Consider the following 25,447-nt stretch of genomic DNA (forward strand, 5'->3'; position numbering starts at 1 on the left):
GGAGCTACTACGAGTAGTGGCCCACTCCCATCCGGGGAGTCCTCCATGACGCAGTACGTGCCGGGCGCACCGAGGGACATCGATCGTGTCCACGTTCAGCCCCTAGGCCCAGCCTGGGTCGAGATTCAGCCGGTACCCGAGGCTGTCGCCGACGTTCGGCGGATGGTTCGCGGGCGGCTTGGGCCCGCCGATCCGGACTTCGTGTACAACGTCGAGTTGGTGGCGTCCGAGCTGGTCACCAACGCCGTCCGGTGCGTCCGAACGCTGGAGGCACCGTCGCTCGGTGTCGAGCCGAGCATCTGGTTCGCCGTTGAGGCGCACGCGCGGTGGGCTCATCTGCGGGTCCGCGATCCCTATCCCGGCGTGCTGCCGACAAAGAAGCAGCCGGATCTCACCGACACGAACGGGCGCGGGATGTTGATCAGCGAGGCCGTGGCCGACCTGGTCTGGGTCGAGGTCGGCGACGTGGACAAGGTGGTCCACGCCGTCCTCGCCAAGCCCGGGGTGACCCTGACCCCGGCCGAGATCGCGGGGTTCGGCCGATGACCGGCCTAAGGCGCGTCCCGGTGATTCCGGGGTTCGCCGTGCAGGAGGACCCGCTGACGGGGGAGTGGGTCGCCGTCTCCGCCTCCGGCAAGTACAAGATCCGCGGTCGCACCCAGCGTGAGCTGGAGGAACGTCGCTGGGCGCTGTACGGCCAGGTGCTGGCCGAGTTCCGGCAGGCCATCGCCGAGACCTGGCCGCGCCCGGCCCCGCCGCAGCGATAAGGCCCCGCACGGTCGTCGCCTGCGAATGGACTCCCTCCGTACGCGACGGAGGGTCGTGGCGAGGACACAGAAGGGAGGTGGGTTCTTGAACGAAGCGGTGTGGCGCAAGGCCGTGCGTCGGTGCGGCGGCTATACCGGCGACGACGGTGAGGCCTGCGTCGAGATCGCCGTCATCGGCATGCCGTGAGTGAAAGGGCGTCCCCCCGAAGGGTAGTCGGGGGGATGCCCCCCACGAGGATAAGGACGATCACTGGTGCACTACCACGCGTACCTGTATCGCGGTCCCGGCGAGGCGATCAAGCCGTTCGATGACGCTCGACGAGCCGGCACTGCGGAATTTCAGACCGCCACCGTTCCGCCCGAGGCGACCAGCGCCTGGCTCGTCCGGCCGGCTCGGCTGATCAAAGGAACCTGGGACGACCCCGTCCGCGCGGTGGCCTGGTTGCAGGCGCAGTACAACGACATCGCCGACTCGCGGATGCACCTCGACCAGCAGCGGGCGGCCCCGACTCTGGAGACGATGGCGGCGAACGCCCTGGACGCGTTGACCCGCGGCAACGACGTGGTCTGGGCCTGGTGGCTTCGAGGCGGCAACTTCATCGACCTGACCGTGGCCTGCTGTCCGAACCGCGACGGTGGTGCGCGTTGCCCGGTCGAGGGTTGGGATCGTCAGCGGTGATCCGGGTGCTTCGCGCCCCTGCACGTCGCGATGAGCTGGGCCATCGTGCTGCGGAAGTGTTCGCGGTCGTCGTCCGCGAGCGGCGAGATGAGATGGCCGAGCTCCGCGCTCACCTCGGCGTGGAAGGCGATCGCGGCCTGGTGGCCGGCGTCGGTCAGAGTCACCTGCAGTGCGCGCCGGTCGCCTGGTACGGGTGACCGCTGGGCGAGGCCGCGTCGTTCGGCCCGGTCCATGAGGCCGGTGAGGGCGGCCTTCTCCACGCCGAAGCACTGGGCGAGTTCGGCCATGCCTCTGGGGCCGTCGAGCAGGACGCACAACAGCCTGGCCTGGACGGGAGTCAGATCGTGGCGTTCGGAGACGCGCGTGTAGAGGGCCTGCACCAGGCCGGTGAGCTGGACAAGTCCGGTCGCGACGTCGATGTGCGTCTCACCCGCGCCGGCGCGCCCCGCATCGGCCGCGCACCCGTGCGCTGCCGTCGCCTCGATGTCTTGCGCCGTCTCGTTCACGGCATTACGGTACATGGCCAAGATAGTTAATGCCGCGTACAGTACGTGCCGTTAACGATCGGCGCCCCGCCGGTCGCGACGGAAGAGGAGGCTCGGGGTGTCTTTCAGCGAAGAGGAGATCGCCTACCTGCGGTCGCAGCGGCTCGCCCGCATCGCGACGGTCGCGACCGACGGCCAGCCGGATGTGGTGCCGGTGGGGTACGAGTTCGACGGGACGTACGTGTACGTGGGCGGCATCGACCCCGCCAAGAGCCGGAAGTTCCGCAACGTGCGGGAGGGGAACGCCCAGGTCGCGCTCGTCATCGACGACCTGCCGTCGGTCGATCCGTGGACGCCGCGCTACCTGCGGATCTACGGCCACGCCCAGCTCGTCGAGCGCCAGGGCCAGTTCGGGCCCGCGACCTATATGCGGATCACCCCCACGATGTCGTGGAGTTCCAACCTCGAGGGACGGCCGTTCACTCACGACCGCGAGATCGACGTCCGTCGCACCGCGCACGACTCGCCTCGCGACACCGCCGGGCGGTAGCGGCGGCGGTCCCACCGAGTCATCGACCACGAAGGACAGGTCACATGAGCTTCGACACGCCCGCTGGAACCCACGGCACCCGCCAGCCTGCAGGGAGGGTGTTCCGCTGGATGAACACGCTGGCCGCCCGGCGCATCCGCCGCAAGGGCGGAAAGATCATGGGCTTCAACGCCCTGATCCTCACGACCGTCGGTGCCAAGAGCGGACTCGAGCGTACGACTCCGGTCGGCTGGTTCCCCGGCGAGGACGGCGGCTGGCTGATCGTGGCGTCGGCGGCCGGAGCGGCGGGGAATCCGGCGTGGTACTACAACCTCGCCGCCCACCCCGACAAGGTTCAGATCGAGGTCGAGGGCCGCAAGATGGCGGTGGCCGCTGAGCAACTCCACGGGACGGAACGCGAAGAGGCCTGGCGGCAGATCACCGCCGCCGCGCCCCGTTTCGCGCAGTATCAGCAGAAGACCGATCGGGAACTGCCGATCATCCGTCTGGTGCCCCGATCGGGCCGGGAGGCATCGCGGGAGTGAAGTCCGTAGCGCGGCGGCTTCAGGTGCTCTGCGCAGCGGCGCGAGCGAGGCTTTCCTCGATCTGCTGGAGCGCCTTGAGGGCGTCGGTCTGCTGGTCGGGGGTCAGGCCGCCGGTGACGTTGCCTTCGAGCTGGGCCCAGATGCGTTCGACGTCCTGGCGCAGGGCCTGGCTGGCGGGGGTGGGTTCGATGATGGTGGCGCGTTTGTCCGTCACGCAGGGGCGGCGGCGGACGAAGCCGGCGTGCTCGAGGCGCTGGATGGTGCGGGTCATGGTGGCGGCGTCGGAGCCGAGCAGGCGCACCAGGTCGGCCTGACGCTGCGGGCCGCGATCCCACAGCTGCATCATGACGAGTTCCTGGCCGACGTGCAGGCCGACGCGGCGTAGGAGCTGGGCGGCGAGCATGCGGTGCAGGCGGGCGACGCGAATGATCGCGTGGTTGAGGACGCCGACCTGGACGGAGGGCGGTAGCGGCTCGTCGGCCGTGTCCTTCGGCGGGCTCATCTGGTTGCTCTCCGTAGCTGCTCGAACAGGTACCAGCCTATCGCGCCGGCCCGGATCGGCATGAGGTCATCGGCCCGCAGGGCCGGTGAGCGCGTTAGCCGCTGGTGACCCAGCTCACAGGAGGTGCCGGGAATGGGCACCCCGCATTTACTTGTTCGAACAGGTAACGGTACGTAATAGTGCCGGAGACGCGATGTCGCGCCGAGCGGCGCCCTCAGAACAAGGAACGTGATCATGCCAACCGCATTCGACTCGTACGAGCTGGACGGCAAGCGCCTGGCCAACCGCATCGTGATGGCTCCGATGACCCGTAGCCGCGCGTACGGCCCCGGCGCGAGCGCGACCGAGCTGATGGCGACCTACTACGCCCAGCGCGCGAGCGCCGGCCTGATCGTCACCGAGGGGATCCAGCCGTCGGCCGTCGGCCAGGGCTACCCCGACACCCCCGGACTGCACTCCGCTGAACAGGTCGCGGCCTGGCAGCAGGTGACCGACGCCGTGCATCGCGAGGGCGGTGTGATCTTCGCGCAGCTCATGCACAGCGGCCGGATCGGCCACCCCAGCCTGCTGCCGGACGGCCTGCACCCGGTCGCCCCCTCCGCCATCGCGGCCAAGGGACAGGTGTTCACCCGCGAGGGTGCCAAGGACTTCGTCGCCCCCAAGGAACTGACCGAGGCCGAGATCGCCCAGACCGTCCGTGACTTCGCCGACGCCGCCCGCAACGCGGTGGCCGCGGGGTTCGACGGAGTGGAACTGCACGGCGCCAACGGCTACCTGATCCAGCAGTTCCTCGCTCCCAACGCCAACCGCCGTACCGACGCCTGGGGCGGCTCGGTCGACGGGCGGATCCGCTTCGCCGTCGAGGTGGCGGCCGCGGTGGCCGAGGCCATCGGCGGCCGGAACGTCGGCCTGCGCATCTCGCCGGGCAACCCCTACAACGACATCGCCGAGGACGACCTGGAGGAGACCTACGGCACCCTCGTGTCGCGGCTCGCCCCGCTGGGTCTGGCCTACCTGCACCTGGTGGAAGGCTCGGACCGCGACCTGACCCGTCGCCTGCGCAAGGACTGGCCCGGCGCGTTCGTCCTCAACCCGTTCACCCACCCCGCCCCGACCGGTCCGGAGGCGCTGGACCTGGTGGAGGACGGCACCGCCGACCTGATCGCCTTCGGCGCGATGTTCCTGGCCAATCCCGACCTTCCCGCCCGCCTCGCGGCCGGCGGCCCGTACAACACCGCCGAACCCGCCGCCTTCTTCGGCGGTGACCACCGCGGCTACACCGACTACCCCACCCTCGCCTGACCGCTGCCTCCTGACGTCTGCCCGGCCGACGGACGGCCGGGGAGACGGTCTGGTCGGCCGGCGGGGTTTCACCCCGGCGATCCACCGGTCGGGGGAGCCGGAATCAGCGGGTACGCGCCTATCGTCCCGGGGGGAAGGCGTCGTCATCCGTCCACCGGCTTCCGGCGGGGCGGCGCCGGCCTCCGTGCCCCGGCCGCGCGGGATGTACTCGCGGTCGCCGGAGCCGCGGGCCGTACCCCGGGGACGTCATCGTGCGTCCTCGACCGGCCGTGGCGCAGTGCTCTCGCCGGCGAGCCGCGAGCGGCCGGGGCACGGTCCCGCACGTCGCCTGCCTCACCTGGAGCTCATGGGACCGGGATGCGAGCCTCGACCGTCGTCCCCCGGCCCGGGGGAGAGCGGACCTCCAGGCTGCCGCCGATGAGCTCGGCGCGCTCGGTCATGCTGCTCAGCCCGTAGCCGCCGCCCAGCCCGTCGCCGGGCGGCGGAACGTCCTCGGGGATGCCCCGTCCGTCGTCCGTGATCCGCAGTGTCGCCACGCCGTCGGTGCGCCGCAGTCGTACGCGGACGCTCGCCGCCCGGGCGTGCTTCACGACGTTCTGCAGGGCCTCCTGGGCGATGCGGTACAGCGCGATCTCGACGTGTTCGGGCAGGCGGCACTCGTCGGCGTCGACGATGACCTCGACCCCGGCGATGGTCCGCGCCAGGCTCGCCAGTCCGTCGGCGAGCCCGAGGTCGTCCAGCACCGGAGGACGCAGGTCGTTGATGGCCGCCCGCGCCTCGTCGAAGGTGAGGTCGGCCAGCTCACGGGCCCGTACGAGTTGCGTGGCGGCGAACTCGGAGGCGTCGACCAGCGCGTCCGCCGCCGCGTCGAGGTGGAACCGCAGGCTGCACAGCCGCTGGGTGATGCCGTCGTGGATGTCGGCGGCCAGCCGACGGCGTTCCGCCTCCTGCGCGGCGACGACCTGCTCGGTGAACCGCTCGTGCGCCCGCTCGCGCGCGGCCAGCCGGCGGTGCAGCCGCGCCTGGTGCACGGCACCGGCGATGAGGCTGCCGATGGAGGTCAGCAGCCGTACGTCCCGGTCGGTGAAGTCGCGGCGCGCGCGGGTGTGCACGTTGAGCACGCCGACCACGCCGCCGGGGCTGCTCGCCATCGGAACGGCCGCCATCGAGGTGAAGTCGTGGCCGCGGAGCTGCGGGAAGTACCGGTAGCGCGGGTCGCGTTCCTTGTCCTCGACGATGACCACGGGTTGCCGCCGGCTCGCCGCCCACCCGGTCACCCCCTCGCCGAGCGGCAGCCGGATCCGGCCCACCTCCTGGTCGAACGGCGGGGTGGCGCCGACGAGCGTGAGCGACCGGTCCGTGTCGTCGAGGACGTGCAGGAAGCACACGTCCGTGGCGGTCGCGGCCACGATGAGGCGGACGACCTTGGCCGCCAGCTGATCCAGCTCCGGCCCGGCCGAGATCGCCTCGACGATGCCGACCAGCAGCGCGTTCTCGCGTTCGAGGTCGGCCAGTCCGAGGCCGTGCCCGGTCACCGGAGGGTCCCTTCGCGCGGGGCGACCCGCCCGGTCACCGGGGGATCCCTTCGCGCGGGGCGATCTGCCGGGTCACTGGAGGACCCCTTCACACAGGGCGGCCCGCCCGGTCATCGGAAGATTCCCTCGCGCAGGGCGACCGCGACCGCGCTGGTCCGGTCGCCGACTTCGAGTTTGCGGAGGATGGCGCGTACGTGGCTCTTCACCGTCTCCTCGCTGAGCACCAGCCGGGCCGCGATCGCGCGGTTGGACAGTCCGGCCACGAGCAGGCCGAGCACCTCGCTCTCCCGCTGAGTGAGGCTCAGGTGCGCGCCGGGCCAGAACTCCCCGGCCTGCAGGCGCGCGGCCGTCGCGACCGCGCGACCGGCCATCGTCGGGTCGACCGTCGTCTGGCCCTCCGCCGCGAGCTCGAGCTGGCGGACCAGGCTCTCGCCGTCGATGGACTTGAGCAGGTACCCGGCCGCGCCGGCGCGCATGGCCTGGAACAGGTACTGCTCGTCGTCGTAGGCGCTGAGCAGTACGACCCGCCGCGCTGGATCGGCCTCGACCAGCCGCCGGCACAGGTCGAGTCCGCTGACGGCCCCGCGCAGGCGAACGTCGGAGACGACGACGTCGGGGTCCAGCGCGGCGACCAGCGACTCGGCGCGGTCGGCGCTGACGGCCTGACCGACGATCCGTACACGGCCGTGGAAGCGCGCCAGGAGCGCCTTGAGACCTTCGAGCACCATCTCGTGGTCGTCGATCACCACGATCCGAAGCGGCCGGTTCCTCTCGCCCATAGGCGAAGCATAGAGAGAAGATGACAAATGGCATATCGAGTCGTAAATCACTCTGTAACCCCCTCGGTCGGGGGAGGATCGGCGTGATATCGCGGCCTACCGTCGGGCCAACACGAGCGAGACGACGGAGGTCGGACCCATGAGGGCACCCGAATCGCGACCGTGCACCGTTCCAGTTCCCGCGGAAATCCGGGAAACGCGATGAACGCGTCCACGAACGAACGCACCGGCCGGTCCGACGCGGATCGGATCGCCGCCGGATTCGACGAGATCGACGCCCAGGCCGTCACGACGATCCGGATGCTCGCCGCCGACGCGGTGCAGGCGGCCGGCAGCGGGCACCCGGGCCTGCCGATGGGCGCCGCCGCACCCGCGTGGGTGCTGTGGTCGAGGTTCCTCCGGCACGACCCGGCCGACCCGGGCTGGCCGGACCGCGACCGCTTCGTGCTGTCCGCCGGGCACGGGTCGATGCTGCTCTACGCTCTGCTGCATCTCTTCGGGTACGACCTGCCGCTGGACGAACTGCGGCGGTTCCGCCGGCGCGGGTCGCGGACGCCGGGGCATCCCGAACACGGGTGTACGCCCGGCGTCGAGGTGACCACCGGCCCGCTCGGCCAGGGACTCGCGAACGCCGTCGGCATGGCCCTCGCCGAGCGCATGCTCGCCGCCCGCCTGAACGTCGACGAGCACACGGTCGTCGGCCACCGTACGTGGGTGCTGGCCGGCGACGGCGACCTGATGGAGGGCATCAGCCACGAGGCGGCCTCCCTCGCCGGCCATCTCGGCCTGGGCCGCCTGATCGTCGTCTACGACGACAACGACGTCACGATCGACGGCCCGGCCCGCAAGACCTGCCGGGACGACGTGCTCGGCCGGTTCGCCGCCTACGGCTGGGCGACGTCGCGCGTACGGGACGGCAACGACGTCGAGGCGGTGGCGCGGGCGCTGGAACGCGCGGCGGCGGACGACACCCGGCCCAGCCTCGTGGCCGTCCGTACGACGATCGGCGACGGCGCGCCGACGCTGGCCGGGTCGAACACCGTGCACGGGCGCCCGCTCGGCGAGACGGAGCTGGCGGCGGCGCGGGCGGCGGCGGGCTGGCCCGCCGAGGCGTTCTTCGTCCCCGAGGCGGTCGCCGCGCGGTGCCGCAGGCTCGCCGCCCGAGGACGGGAGGAACGCCGGGCGTGGGAGCGGCGGCGCGCGGCCTGGATCCAGGCGCATCCCGACGTCGCGGCCGGATGGGACCTGTCGGCGGCTCCGCCACCGCCCGGACGCCTCGAACTCCCCGTCTTCGAGCCGGGCACCGCGATGGCGACGCGCGCGGCGTCCGGCGCGCTGCTCGCGGCGATCGGCCCCGCGTACCCGGGGCTCGTCGGCGGGTCGGCCGACGTGGCGTCCTCCACGAACAGCACCATTCCCGGCGCGGCGGACGTACGGCCCGACGCCTACGGCGGCCGCACTCTGCACTTCGGCATCCGTGAGCACGCCATGGGCGCCACGCTGAACGGGCTCGCCCTGCACGGCGGGCTGCGCCCGTACGGGAGCGCGTTCCTGGTGTTCTCCGACTACATGCGCCCGGCGATACGGATGGCCGCGCTGATGCGGCTCCCCGTCATCTTTATCTTCAGCCATGACTCGGTCGCGGTCGGCGAGGACGGGCCCACCCACCAGCCCGTCGAACAGCTGGAGTCGCTGCGGCTCATCCCCGGCCTGACCGTGCTGCGGCCCGCCGACGCCAACGAGACCGCGGCCTGCTGGCGGGTCGCCCTCCGCAGCACCGGCGGGCCGGTGGCGCTCGTGCTCAGCCGCCAGGACCTGCCCGTGCTGGAGCCGGTACGGGACGACGTGATCGCGCGGTACGGCGCGCGCGTGCTGCGCGATAGCACCTGGCCGCCGGAGGTCGCCCTCGTCGCCTCCGGGTCGGAGGTCGCGCTGGCACTGGCCGCCGCCGAGGAACTCTCCGAGCGCGGTGTCGGCGTACGCGTGCTGTCGGTCCCGTGGCGCGAACGGTTCGAGGAGGCCCTGGAGTCCCACGCCAAGCTCCTGCCGGACTGCCCGGCAGTGTGGGTGGAGGCCGGCGTCCCCCAGGGGTGGCGGGCGCTGGCCCGCCCCGGCGACGCCGTCGTGGGCCTGCGCCGCTTCGGCGTCAGCGCACCCGGCGACGTCGTGTACCGCGAACTCGGATTCAGCGTCCCCGCCGTCGTGGGATCCGCCCTCGCGAAGATCCGCGCCCGAGACGCAGCCGAGGAGGAGACGTGCCGCACAAGCTGACCCGCATCAGGCGCCTTCGCGACGAGCTCCCGGCGGCCCGGCGGCCGGTCATGGTCGCCGTCGCGGGCGACAGCGCGGCCGGCAAGACCACGCTGACCCGAGGGCTGGCCGAGATCCTCGGGCCCGAGCGGGTCACCACGATCGGCGTCGACGACTACCACCGCTACGACCGCCGCGAACGCAAGGGACTGCCGTTCACCGCGCTCCACCCGGAGTGCAACCACATCGAGATCATGGAGCAGCACCTCCAGCTGGTCGCGACGGGCAACCCCATCCTCAAGCCGGTGTACGACCACGGCACCGGCCTGCTGTGCCGCCCCGAGCTGGTCGAACCCCGGGAGTTCGTCATCGTCGAGGGCCTGCTGCCGCTGCACACCCGGCTGACCCGGGCGTGCTTCGACATCGCCATCTACCTCGACCCGCCGGAGCCCGTACGGTACCGCTGGAAGGTCGAGCGGGACACGCAACGGCGCGGCTACACGGTCGAGCAGGTACGCGCCGAGCTGGAGCGGCGGGAACCGGAGTCGGCGGAGTTCATCCGCCCGCAGCGCTCCTTCGCGGACCTCATCGTCCGCTTCTCACCGGCCGACGGCGACCGACGCGGCGCGCCGCTGTCCGCCGACGGGGACCCGCCCGGCACGTCCCTGTCCGCCGACCTGGTCCTGCGTCCCACCATCCCGCACCCGGACCTGAGCGCGGTCCTCGCCGACGACGGACGCGCGATCCAGCTGCGGCTGACCAGGGACGAGGACGGTCGCCCCGTCGACACGCTGCGCATCCACGGGAACGTCCCCGCCGAGGAGAGCCGGATGGTGCGCAAGGCCATCTGGTCGCGTCTCGGCGTGGACGCCGGCGATCCCCCGGAGACCCTGGGCGGACTGGGCGGCGACCTGCACAGCGAACCCCTGGCCGTCACCCAGCTCCTCCTGCTCTACCACCTGGTGACCGCCGCCCGGTGACGGGCTCGGCTCAGCTTCGGTGAGGATCGCGGGCGGCGCTCCAGGGCCTAACGCTGGGAAGTCAGTCGAACCAGACGGCCCTTGTCGAGGATGCTCTGTAGCCCAGGGCCGTCGGCCCGGGTGAACCGGCCGTGCGGCAAGGCCAGGCCGAGCGCCTCGGCGAGGGCTTTGATCTTGAGGTCGACCAAGGCCTCGGCGGCCATTGCGAAATCCGCCGCCGCACGGCGAGCGGCAAGACTCGCGGTCACCGTGAGGAACACGCCGACGAGGGCGGTCGGCCACCAGAGCCACGATATGAGCAGGTAACCGAGAGCCCATGCCACGCGGACGGCCGCACCGGTATAGCCGTCCCAGGCTTTCCGCGTCGGGACCCGGTCGCTCTCGTCGCAGAGCTGCCAGAGCCAGGGCCAAAGGAGGCCCAGCGGAACTCCATATTGAACCTGGACACGCTCCTGAACCAGCCGGAAGCTGTCGCCGATCCGTGTTGCTCGTGTGGGGAGATATCGGTCGCGCACCTGGTAGCCGTCCTTGGCCGCCGCCGCGTCGGCCCGCCGCCGTCGGCGGGTGATGACGGGCCGCATCAGCCGTACCATCCATGGCCGGCGACCGATCCAGAGCAGGCCGATCGCCCGCCCGAGTTCCCCCACGACGAGTGCCGAGGCGGCCGTTGCCAGGCCTCCGACGACGAACAGGATGAGCCGGTGCGTGCCCGAGTGGAGCCAGCCTCGGAACAGCATGTCGAGTCGTCGGGAGATCACCGCGGGGTCCAGGGCGTCGGCCGCTCCCACCGGATGCAACCAGCATGCGGCGAACAGGGTCAGGGTGAACGCGACGCCCGGGAGCGCCAGGAGGCTGACCCACCGGTCGGTGAGCTTGCCCCCGATCCCGGTCAGCAGGCTCTCCACTACGCCTCCGGCGGGAACGCGACAGGGCGCATCGGCTGGTCTTCGATGTGACACCAGGGCTCGGTCGCATCCTCGTTGCGGTCGCGGATGGGGCAGACCCCACGAGGGCACTGGTAGCCGACATCGGTCGGTGTGCTGTCCCAGACGTCCGCGAAGGAGAGCGGCGTGTCACCGCGCCGGGTTCCCGTGTCGTCGAGCATCAGGTTGCGAAAGGACTCCAGGGCCGAGCGGCCCTGCCGGATGGCGTCCACCTCGTCCTCGAGTTCACGACGCCAGCCCATCCGCTCCGCCTGGGCCCGCAGCGTCGGCAGTTGAGCGCAGAATGCGGATTGCGCCTGCGCCGGGGTCCGCGTGGATACCGATGCGGACGAAGCCGGCGTTGGCGCGGACGCGGCCCGGGTCTGCGAGGGGCGGGAGCGGCGGCGGAACAGGAAACCCATGCGGACCATTTTGGACCGTTGCGCGAAAGGCGCCAGCGTTCAGGGGAAGTTCGTCTTTCGTGGCAGGTTCGAACTCAGCATCCGAGATGGACGAAGGGGGCCCACCGGCCGGGGTCTTTGGGGTATTCGGCGCGGAGGCGCTGCTGCGCCGCGTGAAGGGCGAAGGCGGACCGGCCGGCGTCGTATCCAGGTCCATTCCGCAGTTCCTCATAGAAGGCCTCCGCCACTTCGGTTCCGTCCTCGTCCCGTGTCGGCCAGAGCGCGGCGACGACCCGGGAAAAGCCGCGGACGTGCAGCGCGGCTGCCGGATGCAGTGCTTCATCCCATGCGAGCGGGTCGGGCACGGCCATATCGCATGCGGACAGGAAGGCGATCTCCCCGTCGAGTTCCAGGTCGGAAAGCTCGTCGAGTCCAAGCCGGCCGTCACGCAGCACCAGACCATCCTCGTCACCGTGGCAGGCGAAATGGGCCCAGTCGCAGGTGGGCAGAGCCGCTTTGACCCCGGCCAGAGTCGCCCCGTCCTCGGCCAGCCACACGGCGTCCGGAAAACGCGTGGTGACCCGGTGCGCTTCTGCCTCTGCTCCGGGCAGCATCGTCCAGTCGCGCCCATCGTTCCGGCGGCACCTCGTCTCCCGCAATGAGACCGCGAGCACGGCCGGCCTGTGGCCCACCCGCCTGGCCTGGGTCTCGGCGCGCTGCCGCGCGTCCAGGAGCGCGCCCAGACTCGGCGTATAGGAGGAGACGACGTGGTCCATCACCGCCCGGCCATCTTCTCGGTCGTGGTGGCCGGCCAGGTGGAGGGGAATCGCGCTCAGCGCGCCGGTCGGGCACCACCACACCCGGCGGTCCGCGCCGAGGTGTGGCGACAGCGCCTCCAGCAGAGGCGCCGCCGCGGTGTCCCAAAGGCGTCGTGCGACGCCCCGGACGTTCATGCCGCCCTCGCGCAGGCCACCCGCCCACTCCCGGACCTCCTCGGCGTCGAGATCGGGCAGGTGAACCGTGAGCGGATCGTCGCCGGAGAGGACGATCACTGCGCTGCAACCGGAGTCCGCGACGTTGACCACCACGACCGGGCCTGCCACGGCCGCCTGCCGCAGCAGCGCGTAATCCGGCCGGTCATCAAGGCGGTATTCCCGCGCGACCCGGCCCCACTCGGCGGCGAGTGCGGCCCGGGCCGTGACGCGATGATGGGGGGTCAGCACATTCGAGGTCAGGTCCGTTCTCGATGTGATGGCCCCGTAGCCCGGCCGGTCGAGTTCTCGGCGCAATCGGCCGACCCGGGCCGCCACTGACGGCGGCAGGCGGAGCTCCGCGGCCTTTCGCAGAACCCGAGATTGGGACCAGATGACGGTCCGCCCCAGCTCCAGAATTTCGACGGCCCACTCCGCCCGCCCGGCCGCCACCGCGAGTTCAGCGATGACACCCGGCGGCAGAATGGCGTCGGCGAGGACACGTCGGCGATCCATGACGCTCAGACCGATCGACGCGAAACGAACGGTGATGACGATGGACCGCTCCCAGTGCTCGATGGTGCCTTCGACGTCGTCGGCCTTCATGGCCAGATCAGCGCGGACCATTTCGGCCAACTGTGACATCGAGTAGTGCTCGGGGAATGCGTCGGCCCGTTCGAGGAGACCTGGCAGTTCTGCGGCCAGCCATCCGTCACCCCAGTCCGGCCTCCGCAGGAATGCGCGGAAAAGCACCCAGAGGGCATTCGTCTCGATATCGGGAGTAGCGCCTGCATCGCTCATCAGTTCCCGAGCCATCTCCACCGCTTCGTCGAGGTCGGCATCGTCGTCACTGAGCACGTTCCGTTCGCACAACAGGAGGGCGAGCAGCTCGGGGGTGCTGCTCTGGCGAAAATGCGCGATGGCCCGGTCCAGAGTGGCCAGTTGATCGCCACCGCGATGGAATTCCAGTCGGCCGAGGATCTCCGAGGCTTCTGCGGGCACTCGGCGGGCGGCCTGTTGAGCGAGGCCGAAGGCGCGGTCCAGGTCCGTTCCGTCGGGTTTCGGCTCGGACGAGTGGCGTAGGACCAGCATGTGGGCCAACGTCAGGTCGAGGAAGGCCAGCTGGTCCGCGGAGAGCAGCAGAGACGGCCGACGGTGAATCCCTTCCAGGATCCTTATGGCGACGTCGAGGTGAGGCCGCGCGTCCGAACGGACGAATTCGTCAAGGAGGGCATTGGCGAGGACGAAACGACTTTTGGCATGGCCGGGCGGGTAGAAGCGGCTGAACAGACTCGGCTGCTCAAGCCTGGGAATGGCCGCGATGGTGCGCAGCAAACTGTCGGTCAGCTTCGCATCATCGTAGTCGCCCAGGCGGCTTCCGATATCCGCGCGAATCAGCAGACTGAGCGTCAGCTGCGTCCGGTAGGGGCGCTCTGCCATCCGCTCGCTGAGCACGATGATCTCGCGCAGCGCCGCCTCCCGCTGCGTGGGGTCGGCAGAGTTCTCCTGATCGGCGTACCTACCGACCGCGCGGACGTATCGGATAGTGCGCAGAACGCTGTCCACGATCCACGGACCGGCCAGCAGAATGGTCAGCCACGCGATCGCGATTACGACAGCCAGGAAACCGGTGAGCCGGTGATCGGTCAGAACCGTGAAGTATACGAAGCGATCCAATCGCACATGTGACCGCGACGCCCTCCAGAACGCGCCGACGGTCCACGTCGAGAGCGCGGCGACGGGAAACAGCAGGGTCGCGGCTCCGATCCGAACCGGCTCTTCCAGCAGCGCTCTCCAGCCCAGCCTGATGTCTGATGCGCGACCGAAGAGCGTCAATGCCGCGATGACGGCCAGGACGGATGCCACCGCGGGGAGGAGGACCTGCAGGGGGAGCCATCCTGGGCGGAGCCGGATGTACCTGCCGGTCGAGTGGTCCGCGAAGGTGGGGACGCCTCCATGGGTGCCCTGGAAGTAAGTGATCTCCCCGTGAGGGCCCAAATGCTGGCCATCGTGCAGGAATGTCCCGGCGTCATGCCGCGCGCCGACCCGCCACCCCCAGACCGTCAGCGCCACAATCGCCCCCGCCACCGCTGCTCGCACCATCCGGCGACGCATCACTCCGGTTTCCACCGGACTAGTGTGGCCACACCGGATGGTCCTGTCACCGCGGCGACGTGCTCAGCGATGGTGCGCGCGTGATAGCGGAGGGCGACTGTGCTCCTCAACGTAGTGCCATAGCTCGGGCACCGCTCGTGCGATCACTGCCACGGTCGCCGTGGTGAGCAGCCCGCCGGCGCAGATCACCGTTCGGGGGCCGACGATGGAGGCGGTGGCCCCGTGCAGCAGATTTCCGATCTGCGGACCTCCGATGAGGACGACGGTGAGCGATCCCTGGATCCGGCCGCGCATGGCGTCTTCGGTGAGTGCCTGAGAGATGGCGTTGCGGAAGGCGCTCAGCACGCAGTTCACCGCACCGCCGAGGACGAGCGCCGCCACCGCGATCCACAGTTGCGCGGCCAGCCCGAGGACCACGACGGTGACACCCCACGCGGCGGCGGCCGACGCCATGAGGGCGCCATGGCGACCGGCGCGGGTGAACGTACCTGACAACAGGCCGACTGCGACGACGCCGGCCGGGTACGCGGCGTAGAGCAATCCCAGTTCCAGGCCGCCTCCGGCCGGACCTCCGTAGGTGTGCCGGGCCAGCTCCGGGAACAGCGCGACCGGCATGCCGAAGACCATCGCGGCGAGGTCCACCGCCAGCACCGCCACGAGCAACCGGCTCGCGGCCAGGTACCGGAAACCCGCCATCACCTGGCCGATCGCGGAACGCCCCGGGTCACCCGACGATTCAGGGCATGGCGGCAGCGGCGGCAGCTTGACGACGGCCCACACGACGGCCGACAACGCGACGGCGTCGAACAGGTACAGCATGCCGAGCCCGACGATCGGGATCAGGACACCGGCCAGCACCGGTCCGAGGACCGACCCGGCGTAACGGACCATCGAGCTGAGACTGTTCGCCGCCGGGAGCAGCTCGACCGGGACCAGGCGTGGCACCGCGGCGCCCATCGTGGTCGTGATCGCTCCGAAGGTCAGCCCCTGGCAGGCCACCAACGTCATCAAGACCACGACCGAGCGCCCACCCAGCATCGCTTCGATCCACAACGCCGCGTACGTCGACGCGAGGCCGCAGTGGGCGGCCAGCAGCACGCTCCGCCGATCCCGCACATCGGCGACGGCACCGGTCCACAGCGCCGCCACGACCAGCGCGACGAGCGACACTCCGGCGGAGACGCCTACGGCCGCCGACGACCCGGTCACCGTGAACAGCTGCGCCGGTACGGCCACCACGCTGAACGAACCGCCGACCGCGCAGATCGCCGAGGCCGTCCACAGCCGCCGATACGCCGGGATGGCGAGCGGGCGGCGGTCGACCGCGTAGGCGCGCGGCGTCCGGACCCCTGACGTGCTCACCGGTCCGCGTCGCCGCGAGGGCGGGCTGTTTCCAGCGCGACCACGTCCGCGACAACGCAGGCGATGTTGTCCGGGGCGCCGGCGGCGTACGCCCGCCTGATCAGGTCCTCGAGCACCTGCTGGGGGCCGTCCGACCCGGTCAGCACCTCGCGCAGCGACCCGGCCGGTACGACGGTCGACAGTCCGTCGGAGCACAACAGATACCGGTCGCCGGCCATGGCTCCGTGCATCGACAGGTCCGGCCGGGTCTCGCCGGTGCCGGTTAGTGCCCGTACCAGCAGCGAGCGTTGCGGATGAGAGGCCGCCTCCTCCACGGTCAGCCGGCCCTCGTCGATCAGCGACTGCACGTAGGTGTGGTCATGGGTGATCTGGAACAGGCCCCCGTCCCGTACGAGATACGCCCGGGTATCGCCGATGTGCACCAGCGCCAGCCGGGAACCGGACCACAGCAGTGCGGTCAACGTGGTGCCCGTCTCACCCGCCGGGGCCGACGCGACGATCTCTCCGATCGTCCGGTCGGCTTCGTCGACCGCGTCGGCCAGCGCGCCGAGCAGGTCCTCGGCCGGTACGGCCAGGGTCTCCAACGGTTTGAGCGCGTCGACCGCCGCCGCGCTCGCCAGGTCACCGCCCGAACCGCCGACTCCGTCGGCCACCGCCAGCAACCGGGGGCCGGCGTACGCGGTGTCCTGGTTGCTCGTGCGCACCAGTCCCTGCTCCGACCGGGCGGCGTAACGGATCCCGAGCATCGTCGCGGACTCCTCCACGGGACTGCCCCTTCCCGACAGGTAGTCGACGAGGAAGGTGGCCAGCCGCCCGCGGGCGGCGGTATCGGCCAGCACCTGCTCCCAGTAGGCGGCGATCTCTTCGGCCGCGGTGGGGCCGGGCAGTTCGCACACTTGCCGGATCCGCGCCAACGGCATGCCGAGCCGCCGGAGCCAGGCGATCAACCGGGCCTGCTCCAGCTGGGCCGGATCGTAGAACCGGTACCCCGACTCACCGTCGACGGCGGCCGGCCGCAGCAACCCGAGTTCGTCGTACAGCCGCAACGCCTTCGGCGACAGCCCCGCGGCCCGGGCGAACGCCCCGATCGTCAGCAACCGCCTCACCGTTCCTCCTCGTCCCGGCCACCGTGGCCGGTGCCGATGATGCTGCGGCTTCACCCAGGGGAAAGGTCAATAGCGCCGTGCGCGGCGGAGACCACGGGTTCAGCGGTCGTCTGTCGCCGGGGGCGGGAGGAGGGTCTGTGCTTCGGTCAGGACCAGGCGCCGGACCTCGGTCTCCCATCTGGTGAACGCGGCGTCCGCCTCGGCCCAGGTGGCGTGGGGGCCGACATAGAAGCGGTCCAGAGCTCCTCCCAGGAGCGAGAAGACGGCGGCTACGGCCATCGGTACGAGAAAGCCTCCGAAGATGGCCACGACCGTTTGCCAGCCGCCGAATTCGCCGGGAGGCGGGCGGCCGAAGCTCTGCTCGAGGATGGCCGTCAGGGCGAGGAAGAACTGCGGAAGGCCTGCGGACGCGAAGAGGACGAGGACCACCATGAGCTTGAGGCCGGCCTTGTCCGTGTCCACGCCGCCCTTCAGCATCACCGGGGGCACGACGAGGAGCAGAAGAGTCAGGCCGATATATAGAAGGCGGCTTCTCCCAGGCCGATCCGCTCGTCATTCGGAAAGATCAGATGGCAGACCGGGCTGAGGGCCAGGAGCAGCCATACCGCGAGGATCGGCAGGATGACCACGAGCCCGGGATTGTCGTCGTCGGCCGATCGGGCGTCCGTGAGCAGGTCGCGGTAGGACGCTTCGAAGTCGGAGGTCTCGGCCAGGAAGCCGGCCTTCTGACGGGTCAGCGCTTCGCGGAGCCCGTCGGCGTCGAGATCCGGGCAGGCGGTCAGCCTTCGGCGGATGTCCCGCCGGGCCAGTGTCTCGTCGACGGCCAATTCGACGACGTTGTCCGGGGTGTCGATGCCGCCATTCCACGGGCCGTAGGAGCGGCTTGGAGGCGATTCGGAGACCTGCTCGGCCAGGGCGACCTCGACGGTGGCGCGGAGCGCCGCGTGCGGGAAACGGTACCCGTGGCGCGTGGCCACAAGGAGCCCGTGATCGGCCGCGACGGACAGGAACCGCGAGAGCCGCCACGGCACGTGGTACACCGTCGCCAGACCCACCCTGTCGAGTCCGTGCCGCAGGAGCGCCCAGCCGCCCGCCACAGTGAACACCATGAATCCGGCGAAAGCGCCATTTCCTACCCATGCGTTGCCGGGAAGCCCTGAGGCTCCCGTGTACTCGGCGCACCACTGGGCGGACACCGCCCACAAGGGGCCGAGGACGGCGCCGGCTGCCAGACTCCTCAGGACGATTCGCGCCACACCCCGGCGTCGCCCATCTCCGGTGCGGTGAAGCCGGAACTTGACCAGGCCCGCTCCCGTCCCGACCAGGAGCAGCATCGCCGACATCACGGCAGCGGCGGCGGCCGCCCTGCCGAGCGGAGCCTTCGCCACGAGGCAGTACCCGAACGTCACCGGAAAGGAGAGAGCGAGGATGGGCAGCGGCACACGCCATCCAGTGGGAAGGACGTGCGTCCAGCGCCCCACCCAGCGAAGCGCCGGCGAGTCCATCAAGCCGCCGTACACCCGGGTGTACCAGAGCTCGAGAATGAACCAGCCGAAGGCCAGCAACACGTGCGGCGCGACGGAGTAGCGCTTGGCGCTCAGGACGACTCCGGTAACGGCCAGTGTGAAGAAGAGCTGGTACCGGATGTCGGGTGCGTGAACGTCGGCGCCCCGTCGGCGGGCCTCCCCTGGATCGGAGGCGGCCAGCAAGAGGACCGTGTCGAAGTACTCCTGCGATCGGTAATGCATGGCCTTCGCCAGTCCCTGGATCCCGCGGGTCAGTTTCCGGCCGCTGATCGCGGGGCCGGTCGCGGCCGATCGAGGCTTTCGGGGAGGGGGCGGCTTGTCCAGCAGGCCAAGGACATAGGCGCGCAGGACCGTGTACTGCTCGCGAAGGTTCTGCCGGGACTGCGATCCCAACACGGCCATGAGAGTCTCGGGGTCCTCCGAGACGGCGGCGAAGGACAGAACCTCGTCCGCCGACCGCGCGTCCCAGTCACCGGACAGGTCCACTGCGGCGATCATCGACAGCATCAGCGGCGTCGTGCACCATTCTCGGACGCTGGGGTTGTCGGCCAGTAGTTCGGCGACTCCCGAGTACTCGTCGCCGAGGTGGGCCACGGCCTCGTCCAGGAACGTGCCGGTGAGCGGTTCGATCCGCACGGTGCCGACGAACGCCTCGGCGAGCCCGCCGCCGTCGGCGGTCGCCTGCCGGCAGGTCAGGATCATCGGAGTCTCGGGATGGTCATCAAGGTACCGCCCGATCGCCGCGGCCCAGCCGGGCAGGTGGCCGTCGACGACGGAATCCAGGCTTTCCAAGCAGGGAACCACCAGGCCCAGCGTGAGCAGGGTGGACGCCTCCTCGTCGGTGACGTCGAGCCACGTGAGCATCCGGCGCGCCAGCCAGGCGGCCAGGTCCGCCGGTGCCTGCCGATGCGACGGCAGGACGACGGGCACCGGCAACGGACCGTCGGAGCCCAGTAGTTCCTGCATCACCCGCAACAGGAGGACGGACTTTCCGGCACCCTGCTCACCCACGATCAGCATCTGCTGATAGCAGTGCTCGAATGCGGCGAGGGGCGTCGTTCCGGTGGGCAGGGCCCGGGGGCTCTCGTTGCGGACGACGAGTGACAGCGGTACGTCGATCAGCCAGGGCAGCCGCTGCCGCACATTGGCCAGCTGCGGGACGAGCCAGTCTCGCTCGACCCCGGCTGCCATGCGCTTCCGCCTGGCCTCGTACCACCGCGCCGGGACGTCGGGCGTCGCCCGCTGCTCTCGGACGATATGGACGTTCAGGTCACGCCCGGCCTGGTAGACGCGGGCGTTTCCGGATGCTTCAGCGGTTAAGTGGGTGGGGTCTGGTTCACGGGGTTCCTGCGGCGGTGCGGTCATCAGGAGGATTATCGCCCGCAGACGAGATCACGAATCGGTGAAGCGTAGTTTCGGTGACCACCGCGTCAGCCGCAGCCCTCGAACTGGGGGACGGTCGTCGTGACGTTCAGGCCCGTCGAGCCGAACCAGCGTTTGAGCAGGGTGGCGGCGGTGCCGTCCTGGTACATCTCGGTGATCGCCTTGTTGACGTCCTCGCATCCGCCGATGTCCCCGGGGCGCAGGCCGACGCCGTACTTCTCGTCGGAGAAGGGGGCGTTGACGAAGCGGACCTGGTTCCCCCGCTGCGCCGCGAAGCCGGCCAGGATCAGGTCGTCGGTGGAGATGGCGTCGACCGTCCCGGAGGTCAGGTCGTCCAGGCACTGGCCGTACGTGGACGCCGGCACCAGGCGGGCCTGGATCTTGCGCTCCTGCGTGACACGCTGCCAGGAGACGGAGCCGGTGACCTGGCACAGGCGTTTGCCGCGCAGGTCGCGGACGTTCCGTACGGTCGTGTCGGCGCCCCGCACCAGGATGTCCTGGTGGGCGACGTAGTACGGGCCGCCGAAGACGACCTGGGTCTTGCGCTGCTGCGTGATGGAGTAGCTGGCCACGACCATGTCGACGTCGCCGGAGCGCAGCGCCGTCTCGCGCTCGGCGCTGGCCAGCGGCTTGAGCGTCACGTTCTTCGCGCCGAGCCGCTTGGCGATGTCGCGGGCGACGTCGATGTCGAAGCCCTTGTAGTCGCCGTTCCCGTCGCGGAAGCCGAGACCCGGCTGGTCCTTGTTCACGCCGATGACCAGGTGGTCCTTTCCGCTGACCGACGGCGTCTCGCCGCCGGCCACCCCGCAGCCGGCCGCCGCCAGCAGCGTCAGCGCTAGGACACGCCCGAGGGCGATTCGACGTAGTCGCATGTGCTGCGCTCCCTTACCGGTACTCGGACAGCCGCGGCCGGACCCCGGCGAGGATGAGGATGATGAGGAGGACGGCCGCCCCGGGCAGGATGATGTTCCAGCCGCGCAGCCCGTGGTCGCCGGCGCTGATCGCCTTGTCGAAGGCGCGACCGTGCAGGTCCTTGAGGGCGACCAGCGCCGTGTCGTAGTCGCCGAAGTCGCCGGTGCCGGCGTTCAGCTTGGTGGACAGGGCCCCGCGGCGGTCGCCGCCGGTCGCCTGCTGCCGGATGCTCCGGTCGTTCGCCTGGACCTTCTGGTATCCCGACAGCACCTTCCGCAGCGCCTCCTGCTGACCGGGCAGCGTGACGTGGTGGGCCTCGGTGCCGTAGAAACCGAGGAAGTCGCTTCCACCGACCTTCTGGTCCACCTGGGCGTAGTACGTGTCGAGGTTGCCGGCCGGGACATAGAGGATCGTCTGCGACTTGTCCAGGTAGACCTGCTCGTACGTGTCGGCGCGGCCGGGGTCGAGCAGGTACCGGGCCTCGTCCGCGTGGGCGCTGTTGCTGATCGCCCGGGCCCGCGACAGCGCGAGCACCGAGTCGAAGCCGTCTTCCTTGGCCGTGCGCAGGCGTCCCGCCTCGCTCGACAGGAGTGCCACGCTCACCGCGACGAGCACCAGGGTGCCGACGGTGGCCAGGGCGAGGAACGGGTTGACCAGCCGGCGGAACCGCCGGACGAAGTACCACTGCACGCCGAGGAGGACGGCGATGAGCAGCAGGCCCGTGAGCACGACCCAGATGCGCCCGTTGAGCACCGCCGACCGCTTCGCCTCGTACGTCCGGCGGACCTTCGTGCCGTTGTCCAGCGTCAGGTTGTACGCCTTCGGCAGCACGTCCAGCTTCATCAGGTCGGTCGCCTGGCGGTACAGCGCGGTGACGGCGGACGGCGGGGGCCCGGCGGCGTGGTTCGACTGCTCGTCGGTCAGCAGCGCCTGTCCGGCCAGCCGCTCGTAGCGGCCGAGCGCGTCCAGCATCTCCTGCGCGGTGCGCTGCTCCGTCGCGTCCGCGCCCGCCAGCCGCGAGCCCTGCAGCAGCGCGCGGTTCGCCTCGGAGCGGCGCTGCTCGTACGTCCGCAGCGCCGCCGCCCGCCGGTCGGCCAGGCCTTGGTCGCCGCCGATCAGCAGGGCGTCGGCGAGCTGGGCGTCCATGTCGCTGAGCGCGAAGTACAGGTCGCCGGTGGCGACCACCTGCGGGCCGGCGTCGTGCCCGATCACCCGCAGCCCGTCGCGGGCGTCCTGCATGGTCAGCGTCGTGACCAGGAGGACGACGAGCACCGCCAGGGCGCCGACGGCCGCCAGGGCGCGGATGCGTCCCGGAATCGTGCGGATCCGCAGCCGCCCGGGGACCCGTGCCCGCCGTTCCGGGGAGGACGGGGGAGTCGTCGTGATCGTCACCGCAGCCTCCGCAGCGTGATGGTGGTCCAGACGCCCACGTGCACCCGGTCGCCGTCGCGCAGCGGAACCTCCACGTTGACGGGAATGGGAGCGTCGCCCTCGTTGACCGTCGTGCCGTTCGTGGACCCCGGGTCGACCAGCGTCCAGGTGCCGTCGGGCTTGGCGAGAAGCACCGCGTGGGTGTGCGAGACGCCCGGGTCGGCGGGCGTCTCGCTCAGGTCGATCTCCGGCGTGACGCCGCGTGACACGCTCCGCCGCCCGATCCGGACCTGCTCCCCGCTCAGGGGGATGCGCCGCGACGGGCAGTACGGCGGGAAGGAGAAGTCCTCGCCCTCGGTGACGACGCGGTCGTAGTACTCCCGGTCGGCGATGACGACGGCCGCCCAGTCGGTCGCGGGCGGCTCGGGCACGGGGGCCTTGTCGGGCGCCCAGTCCCGCGTGACGGGATCCTCCTCGTCCGGGCCCCCGGCCGCCGGCGCGGGGGCCTGCGGACGCGAGGTGGGGACGGACGGCGCCGTCGTCGCCCGCGGCGTGGGCCGGCCGCCGCCGACCGCGTAGTCGTAGCCGCAGTCCTCACAGAAGCGCCCGGTACGGGGCGTGCCGCAGTCGGGGCACCCTTCTCCCGCCGAGGGTGCCGCCGCGGCGGGGGGCGCCGCGGGCGGGGCGGGCGCCTCGCCGATGCGGGTGCCGCACACGTCGCAGTAGTCGGTGGCGGTCGAGCTGTGCCCGGCCGGACAGGTCGCCATGCTCAGCCCTCGCCCCGGCGCGTCCGTACGGTCTTGGTCGAGCGGGTGTCGAGCGACATCTCATCCGCCTTGTCGACGTCCCTCTTCAGCCGGACGCGGCCGGTCGCCGGGTCGTCGACGTCGACGACCTTCCCGAGCAGACCGGCGATGGCCTCGTTGCCCGACTCGTGGGCCAGCGCGACGGCCCGGCCGAGCCGCGCGGTCGCGGTGTCCAGGTCGCCGTCCTTGCGGGCCTGCAGGCCGACCTGGATGTTCTCGGCGAGCTCGGCCTGGCCGGTGTAGTGCGCGACCTTCGGGTTGATCCGGGTCGACTGGGCCTCGTCGTCGGTCCACTCGGCCAGGACGTTGCCGCTGGCCACCGTCTGGTCGCCGAGCATCAGCTTGACCCACCCGGCCCGCATCTCCCGGCCGACCTCGCCCGCCGGCACCTCGACGCAGATGTGGTAGTCGCGGCTCTCGGCGCCCCACGCGCCGAGCGGGTAGTCACCGGACCGCTCGTCCACGTCGGTACGCCGCCCGGTGAGGTCCTCCACGCTCGGCAGCACCTGCTTGACGAACCGCAGCTTGGCGTTCTGCGGCGTCCACACCCGCAGCGCGACGTCCGCGACGGCCTTGCCCATCGCCGCCTCGGTCATCGCGCGGAAGTCGGCCTCGAGGGCCTCCGGGCTGGCCACCATGTCCAGGCTGCCCAGCAGCGCGGACGCGACCTTCCGCAGCTCGGCGACCTCCCAGTCGGTGCCCACACCCCGGCAGTCGCAGACGAACCGGCCGACGGACGCGGCCACCGCCTGGTCGAGCTGCTCCGGCGTCTCATGCTGGTTCTTGCCGTCGGTCAGCAGGATCGCGTGCCGGATGCCCTCCGGATGCCGGGCGAACAGCCGCCCGGCCAGGCCCAGCCAGGCGCCCATCGCGGTGCCGCCCGTCGCCGTCAACCGGCTCAGCGACGCCTTGGCCTCGGCGCGGGTCTGCGCGTTGGCGGGGACCAGCTCCTCCGCTCGCGGGTACACCATGGTGGCGCGGCTCGATCCGGACACGACCGCGAAGTTCACCCCGTCGCGCAGCGTGTCCACCGCGGCCTGCGCGGCCTTGACCGCCGAGATCATCTTGTTCCGCGGGTAGTCCATCGACCCGGAGGTGTCGATGATGATGACCTCGGCGGCGGACGTCCCGGTGCCGGCGGCGGCGACCGGGCCCCCGGTCGACTCGACCGTGACGATCGCGTGGACCTCCTGGCCACCCTGCGGCAGGTACTTGTTCTGGTCGATCCGGATGCTGAAGTCCGGCTGTTCACTCATTGCGCGTGCTCCTGTGTGAAGGGGATCACCACGACGGTGATGTTGTCGCGCCCTCCGGCGTCCACCGCGAGGCGTACGAGATGCCGCGCCGCGGTCAGCGGATCCGCGGCAGGCATGACGGAGGCCAGCCGCGTCGCTTCCGGGTAGTAGTTCCACAGGCCGTCGCTGCACAGCAGCAGCGTGCCGGGCCCCTCCGGCACGAAGGCCGTGACGTGCTGCTCGATCTCGCCCGCGTCCGCGCCGAGCCAGGCGACGATGGCGTGGGCGTTCGGGTGGACCTGGGCTTCGGCCTCGGTCAGCGCCCCGTGCGCGACCATCTCGGCGGCCCACGAGTCGTCGGCGGTGAGCTGCCGGGAGGCGTCCCCGGCGAGCCAGTACGCGCGGCTGTCCCCGACCCAGCCGACCGTGACGCCGCCCGGTCCGGCGTACGCGGAGACGTACGTGCAGGCGGGCGCGTTGTGCGGCGACTCCGCGAGCGCCGTGACCGCCTCGACGGCCCGGGTCAGCGCCGTACGCGTCGCGGTCTCGGGGTCGTCGCCCGCCGCGAGCCGCTCGGCGAGCGTCTTCAGGCCCGTGTCGGCGCCGGCCTGGGAGGCCGCCTGCGGCAGGGGAGAGGACGACACGCCGTCGCAGACCACCGCGGCGACGCCCTCGCCCGCCACGGTCAGGGCCATCGCGTCCTCGTTGCGGCTGTGCCGCAGGCCCCGGTCGGTGACGCCCGCGGCGCCACCCGCCTCCGTCTCGACGTGGTCGCGGTCACCGGGCCGCAGCACCCCGCACCGCTCGCAGTAGCCGTCCGCGCTGAACGCCGTCGACCCGCACGCCGCGCACGCCGCGCCGGTCACCTCGGGCGCGCCGGTCACCTCGGGCTCCCCGGTCAGGGGCCGGCCGCACGCCTCACAGAACGCCTCGTCGGCGAAGACCTCGCTGCCGCATTTCGGGCAGCTCTCCGATGCGCCCAC

General features: G+C 71.1%; 24 protein-coding genes. 8 read left to right on the forward strand and 16 right to left on the reverse strand.

The features are described 5' to 3' along the window. Positions 1–45: 45 nt before the first annotated feature. From ACYVF7_RS21365 to ACYVF7_RS21375, 3 genes are all read left to right on the forward strand, one after another. The gene (locus ACYVF7_RS21365; RefSeq protein ID WP_460343278.1) at positions 46–546 is read left to right on the forward strand and encodes an ATP-binding protein; all 501 of its coding nucleotides are present in this window, start codon (positions 46–48) and stop codon (positions 544–546) included. Beyond that, on the forward strand, positions 543–767 hold the full coding sequence (locus ACYVF7_RS21370) for a hypothetical protein (RefSeq protein ID WP_460343281.1): 225 nt from the start codon (positions 543–545) through the stop codon (positions 765–767). The genes ACYVF7_RS21365 and ACYVF7_RS21370 overlap by 4 nt, the downstream gene beginning before the upstream one ends. Before the next feature lie 253 nt (positions 768–1,020). Next, positions 1,021–1,446, forward strand: a complete 426-nt coding sequence (locus ACYVF7_RS21375) for a hypothetical protein (RefSeq protein ID WP_460343284.1) — start codon at positions 1,021–1,023, stop codon at positions 1,444–1,446. On the opposite strand, the gene ACYVF7_RS21380 is transcribed toward ACYVF7_RS21375, so the two are convergent. After that, positions 1,437–1,952 (reverse strand): MarR family winged helix-turn-helix transcriptional regulator, encoded by a 516-nt coding sequence (locus ACYVF7_RS21380; protein WP_460343287.1) that lies wholly within the window; start codon positions 1,950–1,952, stop codon positions 1,437–1,439. The two genes, ACYVF7_RS21375 and ACYVF7_RS21380, sit on opposite strands and share 10 nt — an antisense overlap. A 97-nt stretch (positions 1,953–2,049) precedes the next feature. On the opposite strand from ACYVF7_RS21380, the gene ACYVF7_RS21385 reads away from it, so the two are divergent. Together ACYVF7_RS21385 and ACYVF7_RS21390 are read left to right on the forward strand one after the other, a co-directional pair. Then, positions 2,050–2,481 carry a PPOX class F420-dependent oxidoreductase gene (locus tag ACYVF7_RS21385; RefSeq protein ID WP_460343290.1) on the forward strand — a complete coding sequence of 144 codons (432 nt, stop codon included), beginning with the start codon at positions 2,050–2,052 and terminating at the stop codon, positions 2,479–2,481. A gap of 44 nt (positions 2,482–2,525) precedes the next feature. Continuing rightward, positions 2,526–3,005: a nitroreductase/quinone reductase family protein gene (locus ACYVF7_RS21390; protein ID WP_460343293.1), complete on the forward strand. Its 480-nt coding sequence runs from the start codon at positions 2,526–2,528 to the stop codon at positions 3,003–3,005. Between the two features lie 19 nt (positions 3,006–3,024). On the opposite strand, the gene ACYVF7_RS21395 is transcribed toward ACYVF7_RS21390, so the two are convergent. Further along, entirely contained in the window at positions 3,025–3,507 is a 483-nt protein-coding gene (locus ACYVF7_RS21395; protein ID WP_460343295.1) for a MarR family winged helix-turn-helix transcriptional regulator, read from the reverse strand. A 234-nt stretch (positions 3,508–3,741) separates the two neighbouring features. On the opposite strand from ACYVF7_RS21395, the gene ACYVF7_RS21400 reads away from it, so the two are divergent. Continuing rightward, positions 3,742–4,809 (forward strand): alkene reductase, encoded by a 1,068-nt coding sequence (locus ACYVF7_RS21400; RefSeq protein WP_460343298.1) that lies wholly within the window; start codon positions 3,742–3,744, stop codon positions 4,807–4,809. Between the two features lie 344 nt (positions 4,810–5,153). Here ACYVF7_RS21400 and ACYVF7_RS21405 read toward each other — a convergent pair whose 3' ends face one another. Together ACYVF7_RS21405 and ACYVF7_RS21410 are read right to left on the reverse strand one after the other, a co-directional pair. After that, a complete protein-coding gene (locus ACYVF7_RS21405; protein ID WP_460343301.1) occupies positions 5,154–6,344 on the reverse strand; it encodes a GAF domain-containing sensor histidine kinase in 1,191 nt (396 codons plus the stop codon). A gap of 110 nt (positions 6,345–6,454) precedes the next feature. Further along, a complete protein-coding gene (locus ACYVF7_RS21410; protein WP_460343304.1) occupies positions 6,455–7,123 on the reverse strand; it encodes a response regulator in 669 nt (222 codons plus the stop codon). A gap of 201 nt (positions 7,124–7,324) precedes the next feature. On the opposite strand from ACYVF7_RS21410, the gene tkt reads away from it, so the two are divergent. Both tkt and ACYVF7_RS21420 read left to right on the forward strand, forming a co-directional pair. Beyond that, positions 7,325–9,394 (forward strand): transketolase, encoded by a 2,070-nt coding sequence (tkt, locus tag ACYVF7_RS21415; RefSeq protein ID WP_460343307.1) that lies wholly within the window; start codon positions 7,325–7,327, stop codon positions 9,392–9,394. Continuing rightward, positions 9,379–10,353 (forward strand): phosphoribulokinase, encoded by a 975-nt coding sequence (locus tag ACYVF7_RS21420; protein WP_460343310.1) that lies wholly within the window; start codon positions 9,379–9,381, stop codon positions 10,351–10,353. The genes tkt and ACYVF7_RS21420 overlap by 16 nt, the downstream gene beginning before the upstream one ends. Positions 10,354–10,400: 47 nt before the next feature. Here the strand turns inward: ACYVF7_RS21420 and ACYVF7_RS21425 are convergent, their stop codons facing one another. The 12 genes from ACYVF7_RS21425 to ACYVF7_RS21480 all read right to left on the reverse strand — a co-directional run bounded on the left by ACYVF7_RS21425 (position 10,401) and on the right by ACYVF7_RS21480 (position 25,447). Next, on the reverse strand, positions 10,401–11,258 hold the full coding sequence (locus ACYVF7_RS21425; protein WP_460343313.1) for a hypothetical protein: 858 nt from the start codon (positions 11,256–11,258) through the stop codon (positions 10,401–10,403). Next, complete coding sequence (locus ACYVF7_RS21430) at positions 11,258–11,698, reverse strand: hypothetical protein (RefSeq protein WP_460343317.1); 441 nt, start codon at positions 11,696–11,698, stop codon at positions 11,258–11,260. The genes ACYVF7_RS21425 and ACYVF7_RS21430 overlap by 1 nt, the downstream gene beginning before the upstream one ends. A 74-nt stretch (positions 11,699–11,772) precedes the next feature. Next, complete coding sequence (locus ACYVF7_RS21435; RefSeq protein WP_460343320.1) at positions 11,773–14,778, reverse strand: CHAT domain-containing protein; 3,006 nt, start codon at positions 14,776–14,778, stop codon at positions 11,773–11,775. Positions 14,779–14,826: 48 nt separating this feature from the next. Next, positions 14,827–16,125, reverse strand: a complete 1,299-nt coding sequence (locus ACYVF7_RS21440; protein WP_460343322.1) for an MFS transporter — start codon at positions 16,123–16,125, stop codon at positions 14,827–14,829. After that, positions 16,122–17,231: a MerR family transcriptional regulator gene (locus ACYVF7_RS21445; RefSeq protein WP_460343324.1), complete on the reverse strand. Its 1,110-nt coding sequence runs from the start codon at positions 17,229–17,231 to the stop codon at positions 16,122–16,124. Before ACYVF7_RS21445 ends, ACYVF7_RS21440 begins: the two co-directional genes overlap by 4 nt. Before the next feature lie 99 nt (positions 17,232–17,330). Then, positions 17,331–17,720 carry a hypothetical protein gene (locus ACYVF7_RS21450; RefSeq protein ID WP_460343327.1) on the reverse strand — a complete coding sequence of 130 codons (390 nt, stop codon included), beginning with the start codon at positions 17,718–17,720 and terminating at the stop codon, positions 17,331–17,333. Between the two features lie 17 nt (positions 17,721–17,737). After that, complete coding sequence (locus ACYVF7_RS21455) at positions 17,738–20,122, reverse strand: NACHT domain-containing protein (RefSeq protein WP_460343330.1); 2,385 nt, start codon at positions 20,120–20,122, stop codon at positions 17,738–17,740. Between the two features lie 65 nt (positions 20,123–20,187). Next, a complete protein-coding gene (locus ACYVF7_RS21460) occupies positions 20,188–21,012 on the reverse strand; it encodes a glutamate ABC transporter substrate-binding protein (RefSeq protein WP_460343333.1) in 825 nt (274 codons plus the stop codon). A gap of 13 nt (positions 21,013–21,025) precedes the next feature. Beyond that, positions 21,026–22,444, reverse strand: coding sequence for a hypothetical protein (locus tag ACYVF7_RS21465; RefSeq protein ID WP_460343336.1), 1,419 nt, complete (start codon positions 22,442–22,444; stop codon positions 21,026–21,028). Further along, positions 22,441–23,190 (reverse strand): FHA domain-containing protein, encoded by a 750-nt coding sequence (locus tag ACYVF7_RS21470; RefSeq protein ID WP_460343339.1) that lies wholly within the window; start codon positions 23,188–23,190, stop codon positions 22,441–22,443. Before ACYVF7_RS21470 ends, ACYVF7_RS21465 begins: the two co-directional genes overlap by 4 nt. 2 nt (positions 23,191–23,192) lie before the next feature. Next, positions 23,193–24,485, reverse strand: coding sequence for a vWA domain-containing protein (locus ACYVF7_RS21475; protein ID WP_460343342.1), 1,293 nt, complete (start codon positions 24,483–24,485; stop codon positions 23,193–23,195). Further along, positions 24,482–25,447 (reverse strand): PP2C family serine/threonine-protein phosphatase, encoded by a 966-nt coding sequence (locus ACYVF7_RS21480; RefSeq protein WP_460343345.1) that lies wholly within the window; start codon positions 25,445–25,447, stop codon positions 24,482–24,484. The genes ACYVF7_RS21475 and ACYVF7_RS21480 overlap by 4 nt, the downstream gene beginning before the upstream one ends.

Source organism: Actinoallomurus acanthiterrae, from assembly GCF_054775715.1.

Excerpts from the sequence above, each read along its gene's own strand:
- ACYVF7_RS21460 (WP_460343333.1), bottom strand. The coding sequence starts at position 21,012 with ATGCGACTACGTCGAATCGCCCTCGGGCGTGTCCTAGCGCTGACGCTG.
- ACYVF7_RS21400 (WP_460343298.1), top strand. The coding sequence starts at position 3,742 with ATGCCAACCGCATTCGACTCGTACGAGCTGGACGGCAAGCGCCTGGCC.
- ACYVF7_RS21455 (WP_460343330.1), bottom strand. The coding sequence starts at position 20,122 with ATGACCGCACCGCCGCAGGAACCCCGTGAACCAGACCCCACCCACTTA.
- ACYVF7_RS21395 (WP_460343295.1), bottom strand. The coding sequence starts at position 3,507 with ATGAGCCCGCCGAAGGACACGGCCGACGAGCCGCTACCGCCCTCCGTC.
- ACYVF7_RS21365 (WP_460343278.1), top strand. The coding sequence starts at position 46 with ATGACGCAGTACGTGCCGGGCGCACCGAGGGACATCGATCGTGTCCAC.
- ACYVF7_RS21470 (WP_460343339.1), bottom strand. The coding sequence starts at position 23,190 with ATGGCGACCTGTCCGGCCGGGCACAGCTCGACCGCCACCGACTACTGC.
- ACYVF7_RS21370 (WP_460343281.1), top strand. The coding sequence starts at position 543 with ATGACCGGCCTAAGGCGCGTCCCGGTGATTCCGGGGTTCGCCGTGCAG.
- ACYVF7_RS21430 (WP_460343317.1), bottom strand. The coding sequence starts at position 11,698 with ATGGGTTTCCTGTTCCGCCGCCGCTCCCGCCCCTCGCAGACCCGGGCC.
- ACYVF7_RS21475 (WP_460343342.1), bottom strand. The coding sequence starts at position 24,485 with ATGAGTGAACAGCCGGACTTCAGCATCCGGATCGACCAGAACAAGTAC.
- ACYVF7_RS21390 (WP_460343293.1), top strand. The coding sequence starts at position 2,526 with ATGAGCTTCGACACGCCCGCTGGAACCCACGGCACCCGCCAGCCTGCA.
- tkt (WP_460343307.1), top strand. The coding sequence starts at position 7,325 with ATGAACGCGTCCACGAACGAACGCACCGGCCGGTCCGACGCGGATCGG.
- ACYVF7_RS21410 (WP_460343304.1), bottom strand. The coding sequence starts at position 7,123 with ATGGGCGAGAGGAACCGGCCGCTTCGGATCGTGGTGATCGACGACCAC.